Annotated in this window: 17 protein-coding genes and 1 rRNA gene; 4 read left to right on the top strand and 14 right to left on the bottom strand. The window is 32.2% G+C overall.

Translation table 11 applies throughout. The features are described 5' to 3' along the window. Window positions 1-77 precede the first annotated feature (77 nt). The 11 genes from EV145_RS19790 to EV145_RS19740 form a co-directional block, all read right to left on the bottom strand. Window positions 78-806 carry a TIGR00730 family Rossman fold protein gene (locus tag EV145_RS19790; protein ID WP_133526922.1) on the bottom strand — a complete coding sequence of 243 codons (729 nt, stop codon included), beginning with the start codon at window positions 804-806 and terminating at the stop codon, window positions 78-80. A 475-nt stretch (window positions 807-1281) separates the two neighbouring features. Next, complete coding sequence (uvrA, locus tag EV145_RS19785; RefSeq protein ID WP_133526921.1) at window positions 1282-4113, bottom strand: excinuclease ABC subunit UvrA; 2832 nt, start codon at window positions 4111-4113, stop codon at window positions 1282-1284. Window positions 4114-4290: 177 nt separating this feature from the next. Further along, entirely contained in the window at window positions 4291-5127 is an 837-nt protein-coding gene (locus EV145_RS19780; RefSeq protein ID WP_133526920.1) for a hypothetical protein, read from the bottom strand. Beyond that, a complete protein-coding gene (locus EV145_RS19775; protein WP_133526919.1) occupies window positions 5124-6527 on the bottom strand; it encodes a tetratricopeptide repeat protein in 1404 nt (467 codons plus the stop codon). The genes EV145_RS19780 and EV145_RS19775 overlap by 4 nt, the downstream gene beginning before the upstream one ends. Before the next feature lie 2 nt (window positions 6528-6529). Then, entirely contained in the window at window positions 6530-6979 is a 450-nt protein-coding gene (locus EV145_RS19770; RefSeq protein ID WP_133526918.1) for a hypothetical protein, read from the bottom strand. Window positions 6980-7031: 52 nt separating this feature from the next. Beyond that, window positions 7032-7283 (bottom strand): hypothetical protein, encoded by a 252-nt coding sequence (locus EV145_RS19765; protein ID WP_133526917.1) that lies wholly within the window; start codon window positions 7281-7283, stop codon window positions 7032-7034. 119 nt (window positions 7284-7402) lie between these two features. Continuing rightward, window positions 7403-10384: a histidine kinase gene (locus EV145_RS19760; RefSeq protein WP_133526916.1), complete on the bottom strand. Its 2982-nt coding sequence runs from the start codon at window positions 10382-10384 to the stop codon at window positions 7403-7405. Then, window positions 10368-11135, bottom strand: a complete 768-nt coding sequence (locus EV145_RS19755) for a LytR/AlgR family response regulator transcription factor (protein WP_133526915.1) — start codon at window positions 11133-11135, stop codon at window positions 10368-10370. The genes EV145_RS19760 and EV145_RS19755 overlap by 17 nt, the downstream gene beginning before the upstream one ends. A 70-nt stretch (window positions 11136-11205) precedes the next feature. Further along, window positions 11206-12990, bottom strand: coding sequence for a chloride channel protein (locus EV145_RS19750; RefSeq protein WP_133526914.1), 1785 nt, complete (start codon window positions 12988-12990; stop codon window positions 11206-11208). Window positions 12991-13073: 83 nt separating this feature from the next. Next, the gene (ggt, locus tag EV145_RS19745; protein WP_133526913.1) at window positions 13074-14756 is read right to left on the bottom strand and encodes a gamma-glutamyltransferase; all 1683 of its coding nucleotides are present in this window, start codon (window positions 14754-14756) and stop codon (window positions 13074-13076) included. A 30-nt stretch (window positions 14757-14786) separates the two neighbouring features. Further along, the gene (locus EV145_RS19740) at window positions 14787-15371 is read right to left on the bottom strand and encodes an ACP phosphodiesterase (RefSeq protein ID WP_133526912.1); all 585 of its coding nucleotides are present in this window, start codon (window positions 15369-15371) and stop codon (window positions 14787-14789) included. A 313-nt stretch (window positions 15372-15684) separates the two neighbouring features. Here EV145_RS19740 and glmM point away from each other — a divergent pair, with 313 nt between their 5' ends. Next, window positions 15685-17073, top strand: a complete 1389-nt coding sequence (gene glmM / locus EV145_RS19735) for a phosphoglucosamine mutase (protein WP_133526911.1) — start codon at window positions 15685-15687, stop codon at window positions 17071-17073. Window positions 17074-17142: 69 nt separating this feature from the next. On the opposite strand, the gene EV145_RS19730 is transcribed toward glmM, so the two are convergent. After that, window positions 17143-18627: a glycosyl hydrolase gene (locus EV145_RS19730; RefSeq protein ID WP_133526910.1), complete on the bottom strand. Its 1485-nt coding sequence runs from the start codon at window positions 18625-18627 to the stop codon at window positions 17143-17145. A 227-nt stretch (window positions 18628-18854) separates the two neighbouring features. Continuing rightward, window positions 18855-19727 carry a lysophospholipid acyltransferase family protein gene (locus EV145_RS19725; protein ID WP_133526909.1) on the bottom strand — a complete coding sequence of 291 codons (873 nt, stop codon included), beginning with the start codon at window positions 19725-19727 and terminating at the stop codon, window positions 18855-18857. A 111-nt stretch (window positions 19728-19838) separates the two neighbouring features. Between EV145_RS19725 and EV145_RS19720 the strand changes: the two genes are divergently transcribed. Both EV145_RS19720 and EV145_RS19715 read left to right on the top strand, forming a co-directional pair. Continuing rightward, window positions 19839-20477, top strand: a complete 639-nt coding sequence (locus EV145_RS19720; protein ID WP_133526908.1) for a rhomboid family intramembrane serine protease — start codon at window positions 19839-19841, stop codon at window positions 20475-20477. 52 nt (window positions 20478-20529) lie between these two features. Next, a complete protein-coding gene (locus EV145_RS19715; protein WP_133526907.1) occupies window positions 20530-21222 on the top strand; it encodes an SIMPL domain-containing protein in 693 nt (230 codons plus the stop codon). A 215-nt stretch (window positions 21223-21437) separates the two neighbouring features. Here EV145_RS19715 and EV145_RS19710 read toward each other — a convergent pair whose 3' ends face one another. Further along, the gene (locus tag EV145_RS19710; protein ID WP_133526906.1) at window positions 21438-22751 is read right to left on the bottom strand and encodes an alginate export family protein; all 1314 of its coding nucleotides are present in this window, start codon (window positions 22749-22751) and stop codon (window positions 21438-21440) included. Window positions 22752-23397: 646 nt separating this feature from the next. On the opposite strand from EV145_RS19710, the gene EV145_RS19705 reads away from it, so the two are divergent. After that, window positions 23398-23476, top strand: a 16S ribosomal RNA gene (locus EV145_RS19705); the annotation flags it as partial.

Genomic DNA, 23476 nt, shown 5'->3' with positions numbered 1-23476 from the left:
TATTAGAAATTTTAGTTTTGCTTACTTTTCACGCAAAGATTACATGTACTTATATTGCTTATATGGTGAAAAAAATATTAGAAATTCGGACTTAAATCGTATTTCTTGTAGAATTTATCTAGAACATCAACAACTTCATCTTCAGTATCAACAATTTTAAATAAGTTTAAATCTTCTGGACTTACCGTTTTCATTTTTTCAACCAAAACCGTTTTAACCCATTCGATCAATCCTGACCAAAATTCAACACCAACTAATATAATTGGGAATTTTCCAATTTTCTTAGTTTGAATCAAAGTAATCGCTTCAAACATTTCGTCCAAAGTTCCAAAACCTCCTGGCATAACCACAAAACCTTGCGAATATTTAACGAACATTACTTTTCTCACAAAGAAATAATCGAAATTCAAGTTTTTATCATGGTCGATATAAGGATTAAAATGCTGTTCAAAAGGTAGTTCAATATTCAAACCAACTGATGTTCCGCCACCTAAATGTGCACCTTTATTTCCGGCTTCCATAATTCCTGGCCCTCCGCCTGTAATTACGCCATAACCCGCTTTACTGATTTTAAAAGCAATTTTCTCTGCCAGCAAATAGTATTTGTCATCTGGTTTTGTTCTTGCCGATCCAAAAATCGAAACACAGGGACCAATACGCCCCATGCTTTCATATCCATTCACAAACTCCGACATGATTTTAAAAATCGCCCAGCTGTCATTGGTTCTAATTTCATTCCAAGTTTTCTGTTTTAAACTGTCTTGAATTACTTTATCTTCATCATTATCAAAATCTTCTAATCTCATTTTAGGTATTTTAATTATTTATATTTTTATTTCTAGCTGTGTCGTTTTAATTATTGTCATCCTGAGCGTAGTCGAAGGTTAAGGAGCTATTTCCTGCTGTCCTTCCAAATCTTTTGCGCCGAACCCCGGCACAAAAGGATTTTCCCTCCCATCAGGGCTAGGGCAATCGGGTTCAATTAAACAATCGGTTTAATCGAAGCAATTTTCTTTAAAATTTAATATTTTAAAAAAGAGCGGATGCTAAATTAACACTTTTTATTAGAATTGTTACAAAAAGGGAAGCTTATAATCTAAAAGTAATGTTTAGATAATAATGAAATTTAGTTTGGTGTTTCATTATCAATTAATTATCAAATAGGATTTTTATAAAGTCTGATAATTTTGTTCTGATGGAATTTTAATAATGCTTTAAAAAGAGCTGTAGGCTCGATCTATATTATAGGGATGGATTTTAATCCATCCCTTATTAAGATTTTTATTCTAGTTCTTTTTTCAAAAACTTAGCTGTATAACTTTTTTTATTTTTCGCTACTTCTTCAGGAGTTCCTTTTGCAATCAATTGCCCGCCACCTTTTCCACCTTCGGGGCCAATATCAATTATATAATCGGCAAGTTTGATAACGTCCATATTATGTTCGATAACAAGAATCGTATTTCCTTTGTCAACCAGTTTATTAATAACTTCCATTAAAACTCTGATGTCTTCAAAATGCAAACCTGTTGTAGGTTCGTCCAGAATATAAAATGTATTTCCGGTATCTTTTTTAGATAATTCTCCGGCTAATTTTATACGCTGTGCTTCACCGCCTGAAAGCGTTGTACTTTGCTGACCAAGTGTAATGTATCCTAAACCAACATCCTGAATCGTTTTTACTTTTCTGTATATCTTAGGAATGTTTTCAAAAAACGGAACCGCTTCATCAACCGTCATATTCAATACATCCGAAATTGACTTTCCTTTGTATCGAATTTCCAATGTTTCTCTGTTAAAACGTTTACCCTGACAGGTTTCGCATTCTACATAAACATCAGGCAAAAAGTTCATTTCAATAGTTCTAACACCAGATCCTTCGCAGGTTTCACAGCGTCCGCCTTTTACGTTGAAGCTGAAACGTCCGGCTTTGTAACCACGAATCATACTTTCAGAGGTCATTGTGAACAGGTTTCTGATTTCTGTAAAAACCTCTGTATAAGTTGCCGGATTCGAACGTGGCGTTCTTCCAATTGGACTTTGGTCGATATCAATTACTTTATCAATATGTTCTAAGCCTTCTATTTTTTTATAAGGCTGTGGTTTTTTCACGCCATTAAAATAATAAGCATTCAAAATCGGGTAGAGTGTCTCGTTTATTAAAGTTGATTTTCCACTTCCTGAAACTCCAGTCACACAAATCAATTGTCCTAAAGGCAATTCAATAGAAACATTTTTCAGGTTATTTCCTGTTGCTCCGCTTAGTTTTAAAAACTTTCCATTTCCTTCACGGCGCTTTTTCGGAATCTCTAATTTCATTGTACCATTCAAATATTGAGCGGTAATTGTGTTCGATTTTAAAGTTTCGGCAGGAGTTCCAATACTGATAATTTCTCCGCCATATTTTCCAGCTTTTGGTCCAATATCAATTACATAATCTGCCGTTTCGATCATGTCTTTATCGTGTTCAACCACAATAACGGAGTTCCCGATGTCTCGTAATTGTTCCAAAGATTTAATCAGTTTTTCATTGTCTCTTTGGTGCAAACCAATACTCGGTTCATCCAAAATGTATAAAACCCCAACCAATTGCGAACCAATTTGTGTTGCCAAACGAATACGCTGCGCTTCACCTCCAGAAAGTGATTTTGAACTTCGGCTTAAAGCCAAATAATTCAAACCTACATTCATCAAAAAGTTCAAACGATCTTTGATTTCTTTAACAACTTCAGAAGCAATCAAAAGCTGTTTGTCGGTCAAATGGTTATTCAAATCCTGAAACCAAGCCGTTAAATCAGAAATATCCATATCACACAATTCGGTGATATTTTTTTCATTCACTCTAAAAAACTGTGCTTCTTTTTTCAAACGTGAACCTTCGCAAACCGGACAATTAATTTCGTCCATGAAATCTTTTGCCCAGCGTTTTATACTTGTTGTTGCGCTTTCGTCATATTGATTTTTGATGAAATTAGAAATTCCCTCAAAATCAATTTTATAGTCTCTTGTTACACCAAGATCTTTCGAGCTTACTGTAAATTTATCTTTTCCGCCATGCAAAATCATCGTCATGGCTTCTTCCGGAATTTTCTCAATTGGATCAGTAAGCTTAAAGCTGAATTTTTCTCCAATAGTTTCTAATTGCTTAAAAATCCATGAAGATTTATATTCACCAAGCGGTACAAAACCACCTGCTTTTATCGATAATTTCGGGTTAGGAATTATCTTTTTAACGTTGATTTCATGAACAGTTCCTAGTCCGTTACAATGAGGACAAGCGCCTTTTGGCGAGTTGAATGAGAATAAATTCGGTTCCGGATTTTGGTATGAAATTCCTGTTGTTGGACACATTAAGTTTCTACTGAAATAACGAACTTCATTAGAATCTTGATCTAAAATCATCAGAACATTTTCACCGTGATGCATGGCAGTATTGATACTTTCAGCCAATCTTTTCTGATTGTCTGGTGTATCTTCAATCTGCATTCTGTCAACTACAATTTCAATATCATGTGTTTTATAACGATCTAGTTTCATTCCCGAAACCAAATCTTGAACTTCACCGTTTACACGAACTTTCAGAAAGCCTTGTTTGGTAATTTGCTGGAATAATTCGGCATAATGTCCTTTTCTGGCTTTAATAACCGGAGCAAGAATATTGATTCGTTTGCCATTATAATCTTGGATAATCAAATCTTTAATTTGCTCATCAGAGTAGGAAACCATTTTTTCGCCAGTGTTGTAGCTGTATGCATCAGCACCACGGGCGTATAAAAGTCTAAGGAAATCGTAAATTTCAGTAATTGTTCCAACGGTCGAGCGCGGACTTTTGCTGGTTGTTTTTTGTTCAATTGCAATAACTGGCGAAAGTCCGTCAATTTTATCAACATCAGGACGTTCTAAACCGCCAAGAAATTGTCTAGCATATGCTGAAAAAGTTTCAACATAACGACGCTGTCCTTCGGCATAAATCGTATCAAATGCCAAAGATGATTTTCCCGAACCCGATAAACCAGTAATTACAACCAGTTTTTCACGCGGAATAGAAATATCGATATTTTTAAGATTATGAACTCTTGCGCCAAGAACTTCAATAGTATTGTCTTTTTCTAACATAATTTTGAGCAAAACGCAAAGTTACCACTTTGATTTGTTCTTTTTGTGCTCGATAGCAAAAGTTTATGTTACAATTAGTAACAAAAAACGCTGACTTAAATTGGTCAGCGTTTTGATAATTATCTTGAAAACAATTTCATTTAGAATTTTTTACTCTATAAGATTTACAATTCATTATTATTTAATATCTGCAGAAGAATTAAATGTATTGTATGCCGAAGCATATAGCATAAGATGGTGTAAATTCTGCGTCATCTTTTGACTTGGTTCGATTTTTTTGTTGAAAATGAAATTGTAAAATGACTTTCTCGTAGAATATAAATTCAATTCGCTTAGAACTGATTCAAATTTTTCTGAAAATATTTGATTATGTTTATTTAAAACTCTTGTTATTTCAATAATTCTGAAACCTTCGGCGTTGACTTCTGGAGCCGTGTCTTTCATTTTTTTTATTGCGTTATTAATTTGTTTTGAAGCCTTGGTAATTTTCTTCCTATTTTCATTTACTTCAACATTTAAATCTACAAGTGCTGAAACGCTGGCTATTACAGTTTCAATTGCAACAATTCCTAATTCAGCATAAAGATCTCCTTTTGTTACTTTTTGATTGTTTTTATATCTTTTTTCCAATCGTATGAAAGAATTATCAACTGAAGTTAATATATCCATACCTGCTTGATCAATTCTTCCGTGAAAATTCACAGAAAACTCTTGAGGGCTTGAAGTGAATGAATTATAATCGTAATTAGAAATAAAATCATTTTTTTCTTGCATCTTTTTATCGTTGGATATTTCCTTTATTTTAGATAAAAGATTTTTAAAAACGGCAATATTCTTAACGACTTCTTCTCTTTCTTCCTGCAACAGATGAAAAGCATTTTCTCGATCTTTGATTAATATATAATAATTTGATTCTATAGCTCTAAAATGCTTTTCTAAACTTTTTAAGTCTCTTTCATCTTGTTGGAGACGGTTGTAATTTCCTAGTGTAGCTATGTTTTTTAACCAGCTCATGATACTAATTCTTTAACAATGTTAGTGTTTCTTGTCAGTTCGTTTTGTACATTTTTAATACTGTTGCTTCGGTGCTCAACATTCTTAGAATTTACTAATTTCAGAAATTTTTCATTTTTGTTAAAAACTACAAATGGCAATGCAAAAAAATCAATAATTATGAGAGAACATATAAAGTAAAAGACTTTTAAGCCAAAGTTGTTTTCTAAAATAGTGATGAGCCACAAATCAAAATTATTGTAATGAAAGCGGAAAGCAAATGAATTAATTATCATAAATATAAATACAGGAACGCTATATATAATATACATAAAGTTCCTTCCTGTAAACAAGTATTGTCCGCCAAAGAAACCTCCAAAAAATAAACTTTGATAAGCATGTGATAATTTTCTATTTCTGTATCTTTTCTCTTTTTTTCTAGTGAAAAGATTTCCTGCAAAAAAGTATAAAAAACCAAATAATACTAACCAGCTATATTTAGAAAAAAAGCCTGCTTTTTCATTTCTTAAAATTGCGATTTTACGGTAATCATTGTTTGCATTTGCCAGATTCTTTACGATACGGTATGTTTCAGCACGTTTCTCAATTATTGAAATATTGTTTGGATTCTGGAGTAAATATTTGGTGTAATATCTTATTGCTTTATTGTACTCTTTTAAATTTAAATTGCAATCCCCAATAAAAGTTAAAATTTCAGGGTTTTTAATTTTGTTCTCTAATGAAGAAAAATTCTCTAAAGCTTTTTTATAATTTTTAATTTCAAAATAAATTTTCGCCTTTTGGTAAGTAACAGTAGATTTATTCGTTTTAGAATCCAATTTTGAGTAGTTTTCATAATCATTTACGCTTAAATTTAAATCCCCATTTAAAGCATAAGTATTAGCTCTTTTAAAATAGTACTCAGATTTTTTTGGAAATTTTTTTATGCAAACAGTATAATCTTCAATTGCTTGATTAAAATTTGCTTCTTTTAAATTATAATCTCCTCTGACATTTCGCGCCACAACATCTGTTGAATAGTATTCTAAGTATTTATCAATATCTTCTTTAAAATCGCTCATTTCATTCAAACCCTGATTAGCAATTGCACGGCCAAAATACGCTTTAGATTTATCTCCTTCTAATTCAATTACTTCATCAAAATCTTCGTACGCATTTTTATGTTTATTCAATTTTAAATATGAATTTCCTCTTAACATTAATGCTGTACTTAATGTATCTGTAATTTTTATAGCTTCGGATGAAAAATTTACTGCATTTTGAAATCTACTATTTTTGAATTCATTCGAGGCTTGAGAAATTAGATTATTATAATTTTTTATCTGTTCTTGATAACTAATTTTTTCTTTGCATCCTGTTAATGAAAGAATTGTGGCTATAATTATTATATGTTTTTTCATAACTAAAAATCCAACTCAAGCGGCGTGTTTTTATCGGTCAAAACTTTATTAAAGAGATCAAAATTTTCCAATGGATTTTTCGAAACAAAATCGCTCACCCCTTTTAATCCTTCTAAAATTAATTTTTCATTATTTTCCTTTAAACCCTTATCAATAATTTCAAAATGTTTATCTATAATTTGGCTTCTTTCAGCAAACACATTATTTATGATACTTTGTTTTAGCTTAAATTCAGATAAAATTGTTGTTAATTCATTTTTTAATTTTAAATTTTCATTATCTAATCTTTTCGACTCTAGATATATATTACCCATGTCATTTGCTAACCCCGATATTTTTTGAATATTATCGCTTAAGTCTTGCGTTTTTTGTAAATATTTGTCAGATGCTTGCTCTATTTTCTCGTATAAAATTTCGACCTCTTGAACTTGTATATTTGTATTTTTTTCCATTTTAGAATAGTTTTATAAAGTTTTAACTATTAGATTAATATTTAAGAAGAAACTACAACGCAGGCGCATGTTTCCCTTTTCCATTTCCATTTGGATGTCTGGAACATGAGTTTCCGGTTAAAGTTGAAATTGATGAAGATGAAGTACCGCAGTATTTACAATTGTATTTTGCTTTTTCTGATCCTTCGTAAAGTTTGTGTTTTCCTTTTCCTGATCCAAGTGGATGACGGGAACAAGAATTTCCTGTTAAGGTTGAAATGTTTGAGCTCTTTGAACCGCAGTATTCACAATAAAAATTAGGCATAATAATTTGGTTTTGGGTTATTTGACCAAAACTAAATACATCTTTACAAACAAAAAACACCACATCTATAATGTGGTATTTCTATTCCATAAAAGAGGGATTTTATTTCTAAAATTATATTAAATAAACAATTGGAGTTGAACAGTTGTTCCGTTTTCTGAAAAATCAATCTGGATTGGATTTGTATTTTTAGGCTGTAGAATTTGTATGCGTTCTCTTGCAATTGTAATTCCTCGCGAAACATGCATTTTGGATACCTTTTTAGTAGCTTTTCCGTTATCTGTTATTTTGATTTCTAATAGATTTTTACCTAATAATAAAAATTCAATTTTGAATTCAGGATGCAGATGATTTCCACCAAAAGCATGTTTGAAAATATTTTCAACAAAAGGCTGTAAAAACATTGTTGGAATTACAGTCTCATAAACATCGATGTTCTCATCAATCATTATCTGATGTTTAATTTTGTTTCCAAAACGCTGGTTTTCGATTGAAATATAAGTAGTTAAATATTCTATTTCATCTTCTATTGTAATGGTTTGTTTTGAAGAATTATCTAAGGTCTGCCTCATTAAATAGGCAAATTCGCTAATATAAATTGCAGAGTGGATAGCATCTCTATTAAAAACAAATCGCTGAATTGTATTTAAAGCATTGAATGTGAAATGCGGATTCATTTGACTTAGCAATGCCTCAAGTTTTGCTTTTGCGATTAAATTTTCGGTTAATGCTTTTTGGCGGGTTTGTTTTTTGATTCTTAAAATAATAGAAAGTATTCCGGCAGTCATAACTACAAGTAACAAAGTATAGAACCACCAGGTTTTCCAAAACGGTGGATTTACAATAATATTTAAAACTTTGAAAGCGCTTGTTATTCCCGCATTAAGATCTGAAACTTGAATTTCAAGATTGTAATTGTCGTTAGGTAAATACGATAGATAAATGGTCGGTTTTGTAAAATAAGGACTCCATTGATTGGTAGCTTTTAATCGGTATCTAAATTTTAATTTATTTGGAAATGAATGTCCTTTTGGAACAAAATCAATAGAAAAAGTATTGTGTTTATAATCGCAGATTAATTGATTTGAGTTGTAAGTAAACCAATTAAAATTTGATTCTTTTATCGGAATAGAATTGATGCTGATGGCTCTGATTTCAATTTTAGAAACTGTTTCCTGAGTTTGGATAATTTTTTTTAAATCTATAGTAAAAAATCCTTTTTTTGTTCCCAGCCATAATTGGTTTTCAATAATTGACGAAGCTGTAACATCGCAATCATTTAAGCCTTGTTCTTTGTCAAACAAACGAATTGTATTGTCTTTACAAATATTTATTCCTTTTTCTGTTCCAATAAAAATGTAATCTTCGTATGCTTCTAAAAAAGTAATAGTATTTCCAATGATTTTATTTTTTGGAATCATTTTTAAAACTCGAAAAGATTTTGATACATCTAAGACTGATACAGCACCAAACTCTGAGGCAACAATTAAATGTCCGTCTTTGTTTTTAGTTATAAATTTCAGCTTGCTTTCTGCCCATATCTTTTTATTCAGAAGCGAATGGAATGCATGGTTTCCATATTCAAATAATCCTTTAAAAACAGAAATTAAATAAGTTTTTTTCTCTGTATTTGCTATTCCAACAATGTCAACGGGTGTATTACTATCAAATTCAGAAAAATGTTTTGCTTTGAGCTGATATACATTATCGTAAACCCGAACACCACCATAAGGAATGGTTTCAATGAATTTATTGTCATTGGTAAAACCAATTTTATAAGTGTGAATGGGTAGATAGTTTTTTATTTCTTTCTTAGAGTTAATCTCAAAAATTCCAATATTACTCGTAACCCATAAGGAATTATGATGTTTTAAAACTTCATAAAACTCAATTTTAGAAGCTGGGGTTTCATAGTTTAATTCGTAAAACCCATCTTTGTGTGTAGGTAATTTATTTGTGGACGTTTTGATATAATTGAATTCAAAATTTTTGAATGCAGTTAAATTAATTGTTTGTAAAACATTGTTTTTGTGATCCAAAAATGAAATTCCATCCTGATGAAGAATTATTTTCTCATCATTCCATTTTTCCAGATCAACAATAGTTTTATTGCTGAAAGAATTATAATTGATAGGGTTGTCTAAACCAATTTCATAAATTCCTTTGTCTTTAGAGCCAACATATAAAATGTCCTTTTTTGAATTGTAAACAACGTTGAGTAAGTTTTTAGAATCAAGCCCAAATTGCTCTGAAATTTCCTCCATTTGGCTGTTTTCAATTTTATAAAGTCCTCCGCTTAAATCAAACACACCCCAAGCAGCAGCATAAAGCGTATTTCTTTTGTCTTTTACAAAATCCCAGACGATTGATTTTCCAAAAGGTTCTGATGAAATCCTATTAGAAATGGTATCGTTAATTCTAAAACGATCTAGAAAACCTTTATTGCCGCTAAAAATAATGTTGTCATAAAATCCTAAGCTATAAGCAAATCGATAACTAATAACTTTTTTTATAAGCGGGCTAGCTTTGGAGTAACTAATTTTAAATAGACCTTCATTTATAGCTGAAAAATAGACTTCATTTTTATAAACAAAGAAATCACTGACTATAAAAACGCCAAAATGAGGTTCAATTCCTTTTGGATTTAGAACTTGATTCGTATTGATGTCAATTATAGAAACGCCTAATTCAGTACCAACAAAAATTTTATTTTCGTAGGTAAAAAGTTTTCGGGCTCTATCATTGGCCAAACCTTTTTTCTGATTAATTACAGTGAATTTTTTACCGTTAAAAGTATAAACACCGCCTGCATAACTGGCAAACCACATATTGCCTTTACTATCTTGAATGATGTCCCAACAGCTGTAATTGCTGATATTTTTTGGAAAAACAAGATTGGTAAAATTACCGTTTTCTAATATTGAAATTCCATTTTCTGTTCCTATCCATAAGTTTGATGCCTTGTCTATAAATAAGGAACGAACCGCATTGTTAGGAAGTCCATCTGCGGTTGTGTAATTTTTTGAAGGTTTTTGTTGTGCCCAGGAAAATGAAATCAGTAAAAATAAAAAGCAAAAAGTGTAGTTATTTCTGAATAGCATTCATTAGTTGTTTTTTGTTGTAATAATCTTCTGAAACTTTTACGGTTACGCCATTTCTCAAGGTTAACTTTGATTCTTTTGTCTCAAAAGATTTAAAAAAATTTCTATTGATGATATAACTGCTGCTAACTTTTAAAAACTCTTTTTCCGGAAGTGATTCCCTCATTTGTTTCATCTTTCTTGAGACAATGATAGTATCTGTAGTAGTTACTATTTTACACTTTCCACTACTGTTCGATGATTCACAATAGATAATGTCTGAAACTAATGTCGCTGAAAAACCTTTTATATTTGAGAAAATAATAGTGCTATTAATTGTATTATCGTTATTAGAGTTGTTTACATTGCTTTTGAAAATTTCAATCCTGTTTATGTGTGGTGTAAGATCCTTTGTACTTTCATAATTATCAAGAATCGATTTTATGTTCAACGGATTTATAGGTTTCATTAAATAATTTAAAGCACTGCATTCTATAGCTTTTATAAAATGGTTAGAATGTCCAGTAACAAAAACCACTTCAAAGTTAACTTTATCGAAATGCTCAATTAGTTCAAAACCATCTTTTTCGGGCATTTCAATGTCTAGAAAAACTAAGTCAGGTTTGTTTTTTTCTATCGACATAATTGCTGCATCGACAGAGTCGCATAAATCTAAAATCTCAATTTTATCAGAAAACAAACTGTTGCAATAATCATGAATTAATTCTCTGCATTCTAAATCATCATCAATGATTATGGCTTTAATTTTCATAATAGATTTTGGTGGTATTTGGTTGTTTTTGGAAAGAAAAGAAAATACTGCTTTAGGATTAATAAATTAATTACTCAATCGTCATAGAACGCAATTTCATTCTATATGCTTCAAGTGCAATAGATTTCGAAATAAAACCATAATATTTCTCATTTCGTAAAACGGGAAGAAATGCTGATTTTGAATTTTCGAATTTTGTCATTACAATTTCCATGCTGTCATAAGAGGAAATAGTGGCAGCTGGTGTTTTCATAACATCTTTTATTTGAGTGTATTTGACGCGATAGGTATTAAAAATGATTTCTCGAATATCGTTAAAATGTACAACGCCTACCAACTCTTTTTCGTTATTGACAACAGCAAAAACAACTTGATTGGAATGCGAAATAAGATCAACTAATTTGCTTAAATTTTCTTCAGGATGAACAGTTAAATAATCACACTGAATAATGGTGTCAATATCTAAAGTTGATAAGATATTTGAATCTTTATTGCTGGTAAATGCGTGGCCTTTTTTAGCAAGATTTTTTACGTCAAGCGAATATTTTTCAAAACGTTTTGAAATTGCAAAACTAATTGATGAAACAATCATAAGCGGAATCATTAAGCCGTAACCTCCTGTAATTTCGGCAATAAGGAAAATTGCGGTTAATGGCGCATGAAATAATCCGCTCAAAATTCCGGCCATTCCTACCATTGTAAAATTACTGATTGGCAAATTTGATAAACCTGTCAGATTTACTAGTTTAGAGAAAAAATAGCCTAAATAAGAACCTAGAAATAGAGAAGGAGCAAAATTCCCTCCATTACCGCCGCTTCCAATGGTAAGCCCAGATGCAAAAACTTTTACCATCATCGTACATCCAACAAATAAAAGCAACACCCAATGATTGTTTCTAAAATCAGCAAAAAGTGTATTGTCTAGAAGTTGTCCGGGATCATTTTCAGATAACGTTTTAATGCTTTCATATCCTTCGCCAAATAGAGTAGGGAAAACAAAAATAAGTAAAGCCAAAAGAGAGGAACCAATAAGTGCTTTTTTGTACGGCCCGATTTTCATTTCGGCAAAATAATGTTCTACACGCTGAAAGTTTCGTGAATAATAAATAGCAATAAAACCAGTTAAAAAGCCTAAAATCACATAAAAAGGAATATTATGATAATTAAAAGTTTCTTGTCTTTTGAAAGATAACAGAATCGTTTCATCTAAAACAATTGCTGAAACCAATGCACCAGTAGCCGCAGAAATCATAATTGGGGTAAAAGCCGCTATACTTACATCAACCAATAAAACTTCAATAGCAAAAAGAACTCCTGCAATTGGAGCATTAAAAGCAGCTGCAATTCCGGCTGCAACACCGCATCCAATCAGTAGCGTTCGGTCTTTGTAGGCCAATTTATAATTTTGAGCATAATTAGATCCAAAAGCAGCTCCGGTAACAACAATCGGACTTTCTAATCCGGCAGAACCTCCTAAACCTACAGTTAAAGAGCTTGTGATAATTTGCGCATACATTTGTTTTTTCGGAATGATGCTTGCTTTTTTTGCAACGGCATATAAAATTTGTGAAGTTCCTTTTTGTATCGTTCCGTTTAAAACCTTTTTTATAACCAAGACAGTCAATAAAATCCCTATTATCGGCAGGATACTATTAATGAAGCCTAGTTTTAAAATGCCGCTGATATAGGTTGCAAAAGAAAAAACGCTATGGGCAAAAGTTTTTAATATAATTACCGCAAAAGCACATGAAATACCGACTAGTACACTTGATAAAAAAATAAACTGCTTTGGCGTCAATAAAGATTGAGCTAAGGCAATAATGGTTTCTAATTTTCGAAAAAGTCGCTTTATCATAATTTTTTTACAAAGTTCAGGGGAATGCAAATTTAGCTCTAAACAATCAATTTTTTCAAGTTTTTTGGTGTAAATGTTATCTTTTAAAATCCTACTGCCTTGTCGTCACCTCTAAAATCTGCGCCTCCTTCGAGCTTATTATCAGGCAGAACCAAAATAGCATCAACTTTGCCAATTACTGGTGTCGTTTTTTCATTAATCAAATAGCCTTTTGCTCTTAAATTTTCTAATGTTTTATCACTGAAAGCCTTAGGCTCGAAAGTAATTAAATCGGGAAGCCATTGATGGTGAAATCGAGGAGCATTAACTGCGTCCTGCATACTTAAATTATACTCGTAGACATTTAAAATAGTCTGCAGGACAGATGTAATAATTGTAGATCCGCCTGGAGAACCTACTACCATAAAAAGTTTTCCATTTTTTTCTACAATTGTCGGAGTCATAGAACTCAGCATTCTTTTTTGCGGTACAATGCTGTTGGCTTCATTTCCAACAAGTCCAAACATATTTGGAGATCCAGGTTTTGCACTAAAATCATCCATTTCGTTGTTTAAGAAAAAGCCCAATTCATCACAATAATATTTTGATCCAAATCCGTCATTGATAGTAGTCGTGGCCGAAACAGCGTTTCCAAATTGATCTACAATAGAGTAATGTGTTGTTTCTGTACTTTCATTATAAGTAACTTTTCCTTCTTTAATATCTGATGACAAAGTCGCTTTTTCTGAATCAAATGTTGACATTCGCTCTTTTAAATAATCGTCGGCTAATAGCCCATTAATTGGAATTTTTACAAAATCTGGATCACCTAGAAACTGACTTCTATCGGCATAGGCTCTTCTTTCTGCTTCGACAATTACTTGAATTGACTGTTCTGAATTATGCCCCATTTTTGATAGATAAAATGGTGAAACCATTCTCATGATCTGAGCGAGGCAAATTCCGCCGCTGCTTGGTGGAGCCATCGAAGTGATTTTTAAATCTTTATAGTCAAATTGGAGCGGTTTTCTCCATTTCGCTTCATAAAGTGCCAAATCTTTAAGTGTAATAATGCTTCCTTTTTTCTGTAAATAATCAACTAAAATCTGAGCGGTTTTGCCCTTATAAAACTCGTCTTTTCCATTTTTTAAGATTCGTTTTAAAGTACTGGCTAGCGCAGGATATTTTATAGTGTCTTTTTCTTTAAAATTTCCAGCCATAAGTGTATTTGGCCCATTTACTTTTACAATCGCATCGTGATAGGATTCTAGTTGTTTTTGCTGTTTTAAAGTTACTACAACGCCTTTTTCAGCAAGTGCAATTACAGGCTTTAAGATTTCGGACATTGGCAGAGAACCTAATTTTTTATGAACAGCAAATACGCCAGCGATGGTTCCAGGAATGCCAATTGCCAGAGCAGTTTCAGTACTTTTTCCTTTTATCACATTTCCATCTTTATCCAGAAACATATTTTTTGTGGCAGCTAGTGGTGCTTTTTCTCTGTAATCAAGACTTCCAACTTCGCCATTTGCTTTTCGATAAACCATAAAGCCGCCTCCACCAAGGTTTCCAGCATATGGGTAAGCAACTGCCAAAGCTAATTCGGTTGCAACCATTGCGTCAAATGCATTACCGCCTTTCTTCATTATTTCGACACCAATTTGTGAGGCTTCTTCTCTGGCTGAAACAACCATTGCTTTTGATGCCGTAAAACCTGTTGGATGTACCGCTTGCTGCGCAAAACTGCAAAAAGATATAAGATAGAATAAAAACGAAATTTTTTTCATAAAAGAAATAGATATTAAATCGGCTTGATTTTATAATGATAATAATTTTTGATTGGCATGAAGTCGAAGATCTTCAAAAAAAACAGTGAATTCCTGCTCAAATTCGGCATAAAATTCTTTTAATTCTTCGCTCGCAAACTGCATTTTCGAAACGTTTCTGGATCTTCGGTCCATTTGAGTCAGGATCTGATGAATTCCTTCAACGGTTCTGTAGCTTAAAAGCCAGTTTCTTTCAATCATGTAAGGCATTAATCCTTGTGTTTTTTCAGTTAAAACAGAATAATTTTCATCTAATGATTTATAAAATCGGTCGATGAAACTTTCCAGATTTTCATCGGAATATTTAGTCCAGTTTTTGGCTAAAAAATGATCGTACACAATATCAACAATAACACCCGCGTAATGATGGTATTTTTCATGCAAGCGTTTGGTACTCTGTCTAAAAATATCGTGCGAATCAGTATAAGTATCAATAAATCTGTGCAAAAGAATTCCTTTTTGAACATCTTCTGGGAAATGTTCAAATTGTTTTCCGCGAATGCCATCGGCCATAAAATTGCCAATTTTGATTAAATCATTATCGCCTGAAAGATATATATGAGCAAGGAAGTTCATTTTTTTAAAGATGCTAAGGTTCTAAGATGCTAAGGGACTAACTTATTTTAGTAAATGTATTTTTTTTTAAGCTCCTAAGTTTCTAAGATACTAAGAAACTAAGTTATTTTAGTAAATGTATGAAAAGTTTTTAATATCGATTTATTGAAGTGTTTTACAGTTTTTAAACTTGATAATTATTTAAAATCAAGGCAACTTAGAATCTTAGCATCTTAGTCTCTTAGCAACTTTAAAAAAAATCTTAGTCCCTAAGCATCTTAGAACCTTAGGAACTTTTCTATATTTGTAATAAAAATAACCTTAACTCATTAAAATGACTTTAATAAAATCAATATCCGGAATTCGCGGAACAATTGGCGGGAAAGTAGGTGATAACCTGACTCCCGTTGACGCAGTAAAATTTGCATCGGCATACGGAACCTTTTTAAAAAATAATGCTTCAAAAGAAAAATTAACGGTTGTAATTGGTCGCGATGCGAGAATTTCTGGGCCAATGATTCACAATTTGGTTGTAAATACTTTAATTGGTTTAGGGATTGATGTTATTGATCTTGGGCTTTCAACAACACCAACTGTTGAAGTTGCTGTTCCTTTAGAAAAAGCTGATGGAGGAATTATCCTGACGGCTTCTCATAACCCGAAACAATGGAATGCGTTAAAATTATTAAATGAAAAAGGGGAATTTTTAAGCGGTGCTGATGGTGCTAAAATTCTTGAAATTGCCGAAGCTGAAGCCTTTGATTTTTCTGATGTTGACAGTTTAGGTGAAATCACACCAAACGATGCTTATATGGATATTCATATTGACGAAGTTTTAAATTTGCCTTTAGTAGATGTTGAAGCTGTCAAAGCGGCTAAATTTAAAGTTGTAGTTGATGGCGTAAATTCGTCAGGAGGAATTATTATTCCGAAACTTTTGGAACAAATGGGAGTTGAAGTTGTAAAATTATATTGCGAACCAAACGGACATTTTCCTCATAATCCAGAACCTTTAAAAGAACATTTAACTGATATTTCTGAATTAGTTGTGAAAGAAGGTGCTCATTTAGGAGTTGTAGTTGATCCAGATGTTGATCGTTTGGCTTTCATTAGCGAAGACGGGGAAATGTTTGGCGAAGAATATACACTAGTTGCCTGTGCCGATTATGTTTTGAGTAAAACTCCTGGAAATACAGTTTCGAATATGTCATCATCACGTGCTTTGCGCGATGTTACAAAAGGACATAACGGAAATTATGAAGCAAGCGCAGTAGGAGAGGTGAATGTTGTAGAATTGATGAAAAAAAATAATGCTGTTATTGGCGGAGAAGGAAACGGCGGAATTATTTATCCTGAATTGCATTACGGAAGAGATAGCTTGGTGGGAGTGGCTTTGTTTTTAACGCATTTAGCAAATAAAAAAATGTCGGTTTCTGCTTTGAGAGCTTCTTATCCAGAATATTACATGAGCAAAAATAAAATTGAATTAACACCACAAATTGATGTTGATGCCATTTTAACTCAAATGACAGAGAAATATAAAAACGAAGATATTTCGACAATTGATGGTGTGAAAATTGATTTTGCTGTAGAATGGGTTCATTTAAGAAAATCAAATACAGAACCAATTATTCGTATTTATACCGAATCTGCAACGCAGGAATCTGCAGATAAATTAGCATTAAGAATTATTGACGAAATAAAAGTTATTGCAGGATTATAATCTTATGATTTACATACAAAAAGCCTCTTTTGAAATCTCAAAAGAGGCTTTTTTCTGTTTTATACAATTCTAATTTTTAATTATTTTAATTGATTTTCGAATTTTGCCATAAGAAGCATTTACTATATACACTCCAGATGCAAGTTTGTCTCCGATTTTAATATCTTCATTAGTGAAATAATTTTTTGATTCGTAACAAACGATTCCTTTCATATCAACAATTTTTATTGTTAAAGGTTCCGTACTGGCTGATTTGATATGAAGGGTCGATTGACTTTTTACAGGATTCGGATAAATGGTAAACGAATCTTTTTCGGCAATAGGGTCATTAACTCCCAGATTGACTAAAGTAAAATCCATAAAATTGAAATTCATCCCGTCAGACTTGAATTTAATTTTCATGTAAACTTCTCCTTTTGGCAAATAAACGCCGTTTACTTCTTTATTAGTAAAAGTTTGCCAATCTCCTGTGGCTGGAAAAGTTTCATCAGTTTTTATCGCGACCTCGTTTACAAGAATATCAAACTTTCCATTGTTAACTGGTGCTGCAACTCTAAAGGTTATGTTGTACGTTCCTGCATCGGCAACATTTAGTAAAAATTCATTCCAGTCGCCAACTTGTATCGACGATACGTGTTCGCCGCCACCGGTGTCGAGTGAGTTTTGCAATCCGGTACCTCTTCGTCGATAATGTTTATTTGCGGGTACTTTTCCTGGCACATTCATTTTTTTAGAAGTATAACTTTCATTAATGTATGCGGTACCAATTGGTTTTAAAACCCCGCTGTTCGGACTTAATAATTGTCCTTCGAGCATGTCAACCCAATCAGCAGGGACACGTCCGGTAAACCAAGAATATCGGTAAATATCTGGATCATTTTCAAAACTGCTTACAACCGCTTTCATAAAACTGATTTTATCGGCTTCGCTTTGAATAACTCGGTTTGCAAATTCAGTTACCCATATTGGACGATTAAATGCTTTTAAATTTCCTGTAACTCCAACAACAGAACCTGCAGAGTCATCATAAGTATGAAAAGCAATATAATCGACTTTGCAAGTTGGACATAAAAGAAAAAACTCATTGTGCCAAACAACTGGACTGCTGTATCCTCCGTAATTATTTGGGCCATTATAAGCAGGAGATGCGCTTACGATTTCTAAGTTTTTTGCAGCGGCAACTTTTTCAACATTTGCCCAGGCATTTACGGCTTCTTGAGGCGTTAAGCGTGCGCCGTCATTAAAATTAGGTTCGTTGAACGCGAGCAAGTACTTTGCTCCAGGTTTTATACTGTTAATAAAAGTCTGTACTTCATTATCATTCAATTTTCCCCATGCCATTGGTACATATTCAACTCCCAAAGAAGCATAATTGGCATTGATGTCATTTTCAGGAGTTCTACCCCAGTTATACCACCAAGAAATTCCTGGTTTTAAAGCTTGTAAATCGGCGATTGAATTATTACCGTAGGCGATACCTCGCTTCGGACTTTGCGCAAGGGCGTTTTTTGAAATGCAGATTGCAAGAAATGCAAAAAGTAATTTTTTGATCATGAGTACTAATTTGTAGTGGTTTTTGGAAAGTTTTTAGTGCTTTCAAATGTATACTGTTTGTGTAAATTAGTATTTATCCTAAACCTATAAAAAATCATTACAAAAACACATCAAAAAAGTGTTTTAAGTATTTTAAAAGTTAGTTTTCTTCTATTGTCTGATTTCTGTAAAAGAAAAAAGTCCAAAAAGCGAAAACTTTTTGGACTCTGATTATTTTTATGCAATTGTTATTGAACGCGATGTTTCCATCTTTTATGCGTCCATAAATAATATTCTGGAGCTTCGAGAATTTGTTTTTCAACTTCTCTTAAATAGATTTCGGTAATTTCAAAATTTTCATATTCTTTTGGATTATCAGCAATTGGGACAATAGTTGCTTCATAATATCCTCTGCCAACTTTCATTACTTTAATAAAAATAACACTTAAGTCGTATTTTTTTGCCAGCATTTCAGCACCTGTATGTACAGGAACTTCAATTCCCATAAATTTCATCGAATGAAAAATTCGATCTAATTTTGGCGACTGATCGCTTGCGAGTCCGTACAAACTCAAAATTCCATCTCTTTGATTTTGTGCCATCAGCGGAATTGCTTTTTTGGTTTCAACCAGTTGCGCATCATATTTTCCTCTGATTTTTCGAACCAGTTTATCAAAATAAGGATTTGCAATTTTTTTGTAAACGCCAACACCATTAAAAAGCATTCTTTTATTAAGCGTTAAAAGCCATTCCCAGCTAGCATAATGCGAAGCTACCAGAACGACACTTTTTCCTTTTTTTTCATATTCATGAAAAAGATCCATGTTAGTAATAACAAACCTTTTTTCCATTTCTTCTGGCGAAATACTCATTGTTTTGATCATCTCTAAAAACATATCGCACATATGCTGATAAAATTTCTTTTCGATGTTTTTTCGTTCGGCATCACTTAAATGCGGCAAAGTAAGCGCAAGATTTTCACGAACCACTTTTCTACGGTAACCAATAACATAATAAACCAGAAAGTAAATACAATCTGAAAGCCAGTAAAATATTCGAAAAGGAAGAATAGAAATAAGCCAAAGAAAAGGATAGGCCAAAATATAGACAAGAAACTGCATTTATTTTTTTTTACAAATATAAATCAAAAATGAATAGCGAGCGATATTTTGCTTTGACCCTAACATATGTTTAAGAATAACTATATTTACAATTCAAATTAAATAAGTTTTATGAATATTATTTTAGCAGGGATTATAGTTGCGAACGTTGTTGTTAGTTACAAAGGATTTAATGATCTTTCTTTTTTTAGAAAATACGAATTTCATGTAGGAAGTATTCGTTCAGGAGAACAAATAAGAATGTTCTCTTCCGGATTTTTGCATGTCGATATGATGCATTTAATATTTAATATGCTTACGCTTTACTTTTTTGCGCCAACCGTTATAGACAACCTTCATGCATTTTCCTTTATTCTTATTTATTTTGGAAGTTTGATTTTTGGAAATCTTCTTACGATGATGTTCCATAAAAACGATTACAGTTATCGTGCTGTTGGAGCTTCGGGTGCGGTAATGGGTGTTTTGTATTCTTCAATTTTATTAGAACCAAATAATGAGTTGTTAATATATGGTGTCATACCAATCCAAGGTTATATTTTCGGAATTTTATATTTATTGTATTCAATTTATGGAATGAAAGCTAAAAATGATAATATTGGCCACACAGCACATTTTGGAGGCGCAATAGGCGGATACTTAATCACTTTGATAAAGCAACCTTCATTAATTAGTGAGCATACTTTCATCGTTATTTTGCTGTTGCTCCCAATTATTATACTTTTTGGAATGGCTAAATTAGGAAAATTGTAAGGCTGGCATAACTTTTGAAATGCCCTTATCAATAATTTAAAATATAACAAAAATGAAAAAAGTAGTATTATTTTTAACAATCATGTTTATGACTATGTCTTACGGCCAGGAAACCAAACAAATGCCTCTAATCACTGTTAATGGCGAAGGAAAAGTAAAAGTAGCACCTGATCAGGTTTGTATTTCGGCTACGGTTGAAACAAAAGGGAATAATGCTAAAGACGTCAAAAAACAAAATGACGAAAAAATGGACGCTGTTTTAAAGTTCATTAAAAAGATGAATATTCCAGCGGTCGATTTCAAAACAAAACAGGTAGCTTTGAATCCGCAGTATGACTACGAAAAGAAAAAAACGAGTTATAATGCGACACAAACTGTAGAGATTATCGTAAAAGATTTGTCTAAATACGACGAATTAATGGAAGGCTTGGTTCAGCAAGGAATAAACCGAATTGACAAAGTAACATTTGAATCTTCAAAAGAATTGCAATTGCAGACAGAAGCTAGAAAATTGGCAATGAAAGATGCTAAAGCAAAAGCGGAAGATTATGTTTCTGTTCTAGGTCAAAAAGTTGGAAAAGCGTTTGTTATTTCTGATAATTCACAAGTTTATCACCCACAGCCAATGTACGCTTCTATGAGAATGAAAGAAACTGCAGATGCTTTAGGAGCTTCAAACGAAACTTTAGCAATTGGTGAAATTGAAATTACTGCTAATGTGAGCGTGAGTTTTATTTTGGACTAAATTTTCAAAATTTCAATATTTTTAAAAATCCAAATCCCAATTTTAAAATTGGGATTTGGATTTTTTTTGTTACTATACTTCCCTCAACACTTTATAATATATCACGCAAAAAAATATCTTCGGCTGATTTGCTTTCTATTAAGCTTTAAGAAACCTTTCTTGCTCAAGAAGTTACCAAGATTGATTTTGAAATACAGCTGGTAGTTTTATTAAAACTAACTTTTTAAATTTTTAGTTTTTTTTGAATTCACAACATTAAAAGAATAGGAAAGCATTAAATAACTCCAATAAGCCAGCTTTGTTTCATCCTGTATTTTAGGAAGATATTTCATAGTGCCGGAAGATTTATAAAATGAAAAAGCACAATTAATTTCCAATTGTTTTATTGGCTGATATTTTACAGAAATATCATTTTCAAAGCCAAGATATTTTGTCAGTTCTTGTCCTGTATTATTTAGAAGAGGATATTGAGAGTAAAAAAGATGGAAGTCGGAACGAAGTGATAGTTTTGAATTTAAGGATACTGTGGCAAAAAGATAAGGATTGACCAATCCTTTCCCAGAAACATCAGCTGGAAATCGAGTAAAAACATTCATGTTTCCATTAAATTTCCATGTTACCCCGTATAAAACATCAAAGTCACCCGTGGTATTGGTGGATAATCTTGGCGAACTTCCACTGATTATTTCAGCGCCTAAACGCAAGATTGATTTTTTTGTGGAGAATTTAATTTCAGGCTGAAAATAATATGCTGACAGATTTTTGCCATTGATGTTTTTGCCGAATTGAGTATAGGTATTAAGTGTATAGGACCAATTTCTTTTATTAAATTCTATTCTGGCTCCTGCTGTCGCTCGGGCATACAAGTTTTCAGTGTATGTATTTTTTAAAAAATCCATAGCAGTTATAGAATTGAAAGATAGTGTTGAATTAAATTTGTATCTAAAATAGTTGATCAATAAATATTTGTATTTATTTGCCGCTACAGGAGAATAAGCCGATTCAAATTCAGTGTTATAATTACGTGTAAATAAGGCAAAAAAATCATCAGATAATTTCTCAGTCTGTTTCATTATCCGAATTCCTTCATGCGCTCGCCCTTGTTGAGCCCAAGGTGCATCAGAAAATAATCTGCCGTTGTCTAATAAGATGCTTTGTCTTCCAATTCGAACATTTAAGCTTTTAAATTTCGTCTCTAAGAAAAGTTGATAAAAATTTATGCTTCCTACCTTTGAAGCGTCATATTTTTGATCCCAGAGATGAATTTCTTGAAAATCAGATTTAATAAGCCATTTTTGCCTTTCGTACTGAGCAGAGATTCTATTTCTTTGCGAAATATAAAAATAAGGATCAACTGTATTGTTAGGAGGAATAATATAGTTTGAGGTATATTCAGCGCGTGGCCTTATTTCGAAATTTACTAAAAATTGCTCAGATAGTTTTTCAGTCTCTTGTGCATTTGATTTATGGGAATATAGTAAAGCAATAAATACAATGTGGCATATCTTAATTATGGCATTTATTTTCATTTTATATTATTCCTATAGATTTAATGTGTAAATGCAATAATACTAAAAAATACTCCAATATGATTTTTATTGTAGAAATTGTTTTTGAGGAATTTTGACTGTCATTGTAGAAGAGGATAGCTTTTAAGAAAGCAACTGGTTGAAAAGCTTTAAATACTTACATAGTAATATATAATAAGAATAACTTAGTCGATCAAGAGAAATTTTAATCAAATACAATAGATAATTTAGGACATTAGCAAAAAGTGGTTAGGTCAGTTGTTGCTAATTTTTTAAAAAGAGATGTCTTTAAGTAGCCCATTTTGTTTAATATGATAAAATAGAGAGAAAAATCTTTCATGCATGGAAAAAAGTTCAACGGCTAAATTTATTGTTATCAGAAAGTTAGCAAAAAGTTTTAAAAAAAATAAAAAAAAAACGAAAAAAAGTCTTGTAAATGCGGATAAACTGCCTACTTTTGCACCCGCTTTGAAACACAAGCGAAATTGAAAAAGAAACATACGTTCGTAGACATATTGAATTGACAGCCGTCTCGTTTTATAACGAGACAAAAGAATAAAGAGTAAGATAATCGAGAGATCGAGAATGAACCGATAGAGACTGATTCGAATAATAATTAGTTCTAAGCAGTTAGAACAGACAATATACGATGAAGAGTTTGATCCTGGCTCAGGATGAACGCTAGCGGCAGGCTTAACACATGCAAGTCGAGGGGTAGAAGTCTT

Source organism: Flavobacterium sp. 245 (genome assembly GCF_004362055.1).
Taxonomy (GTDB): domain Bacteria; phylum Bacteroidota; class Bacteroidia; order Flavobacteriales; family Flavobacteriaceae; genus Flavobacterium.
This window is presented reverse-complemented; position numbering and strand designations above follow the sequence as displayed.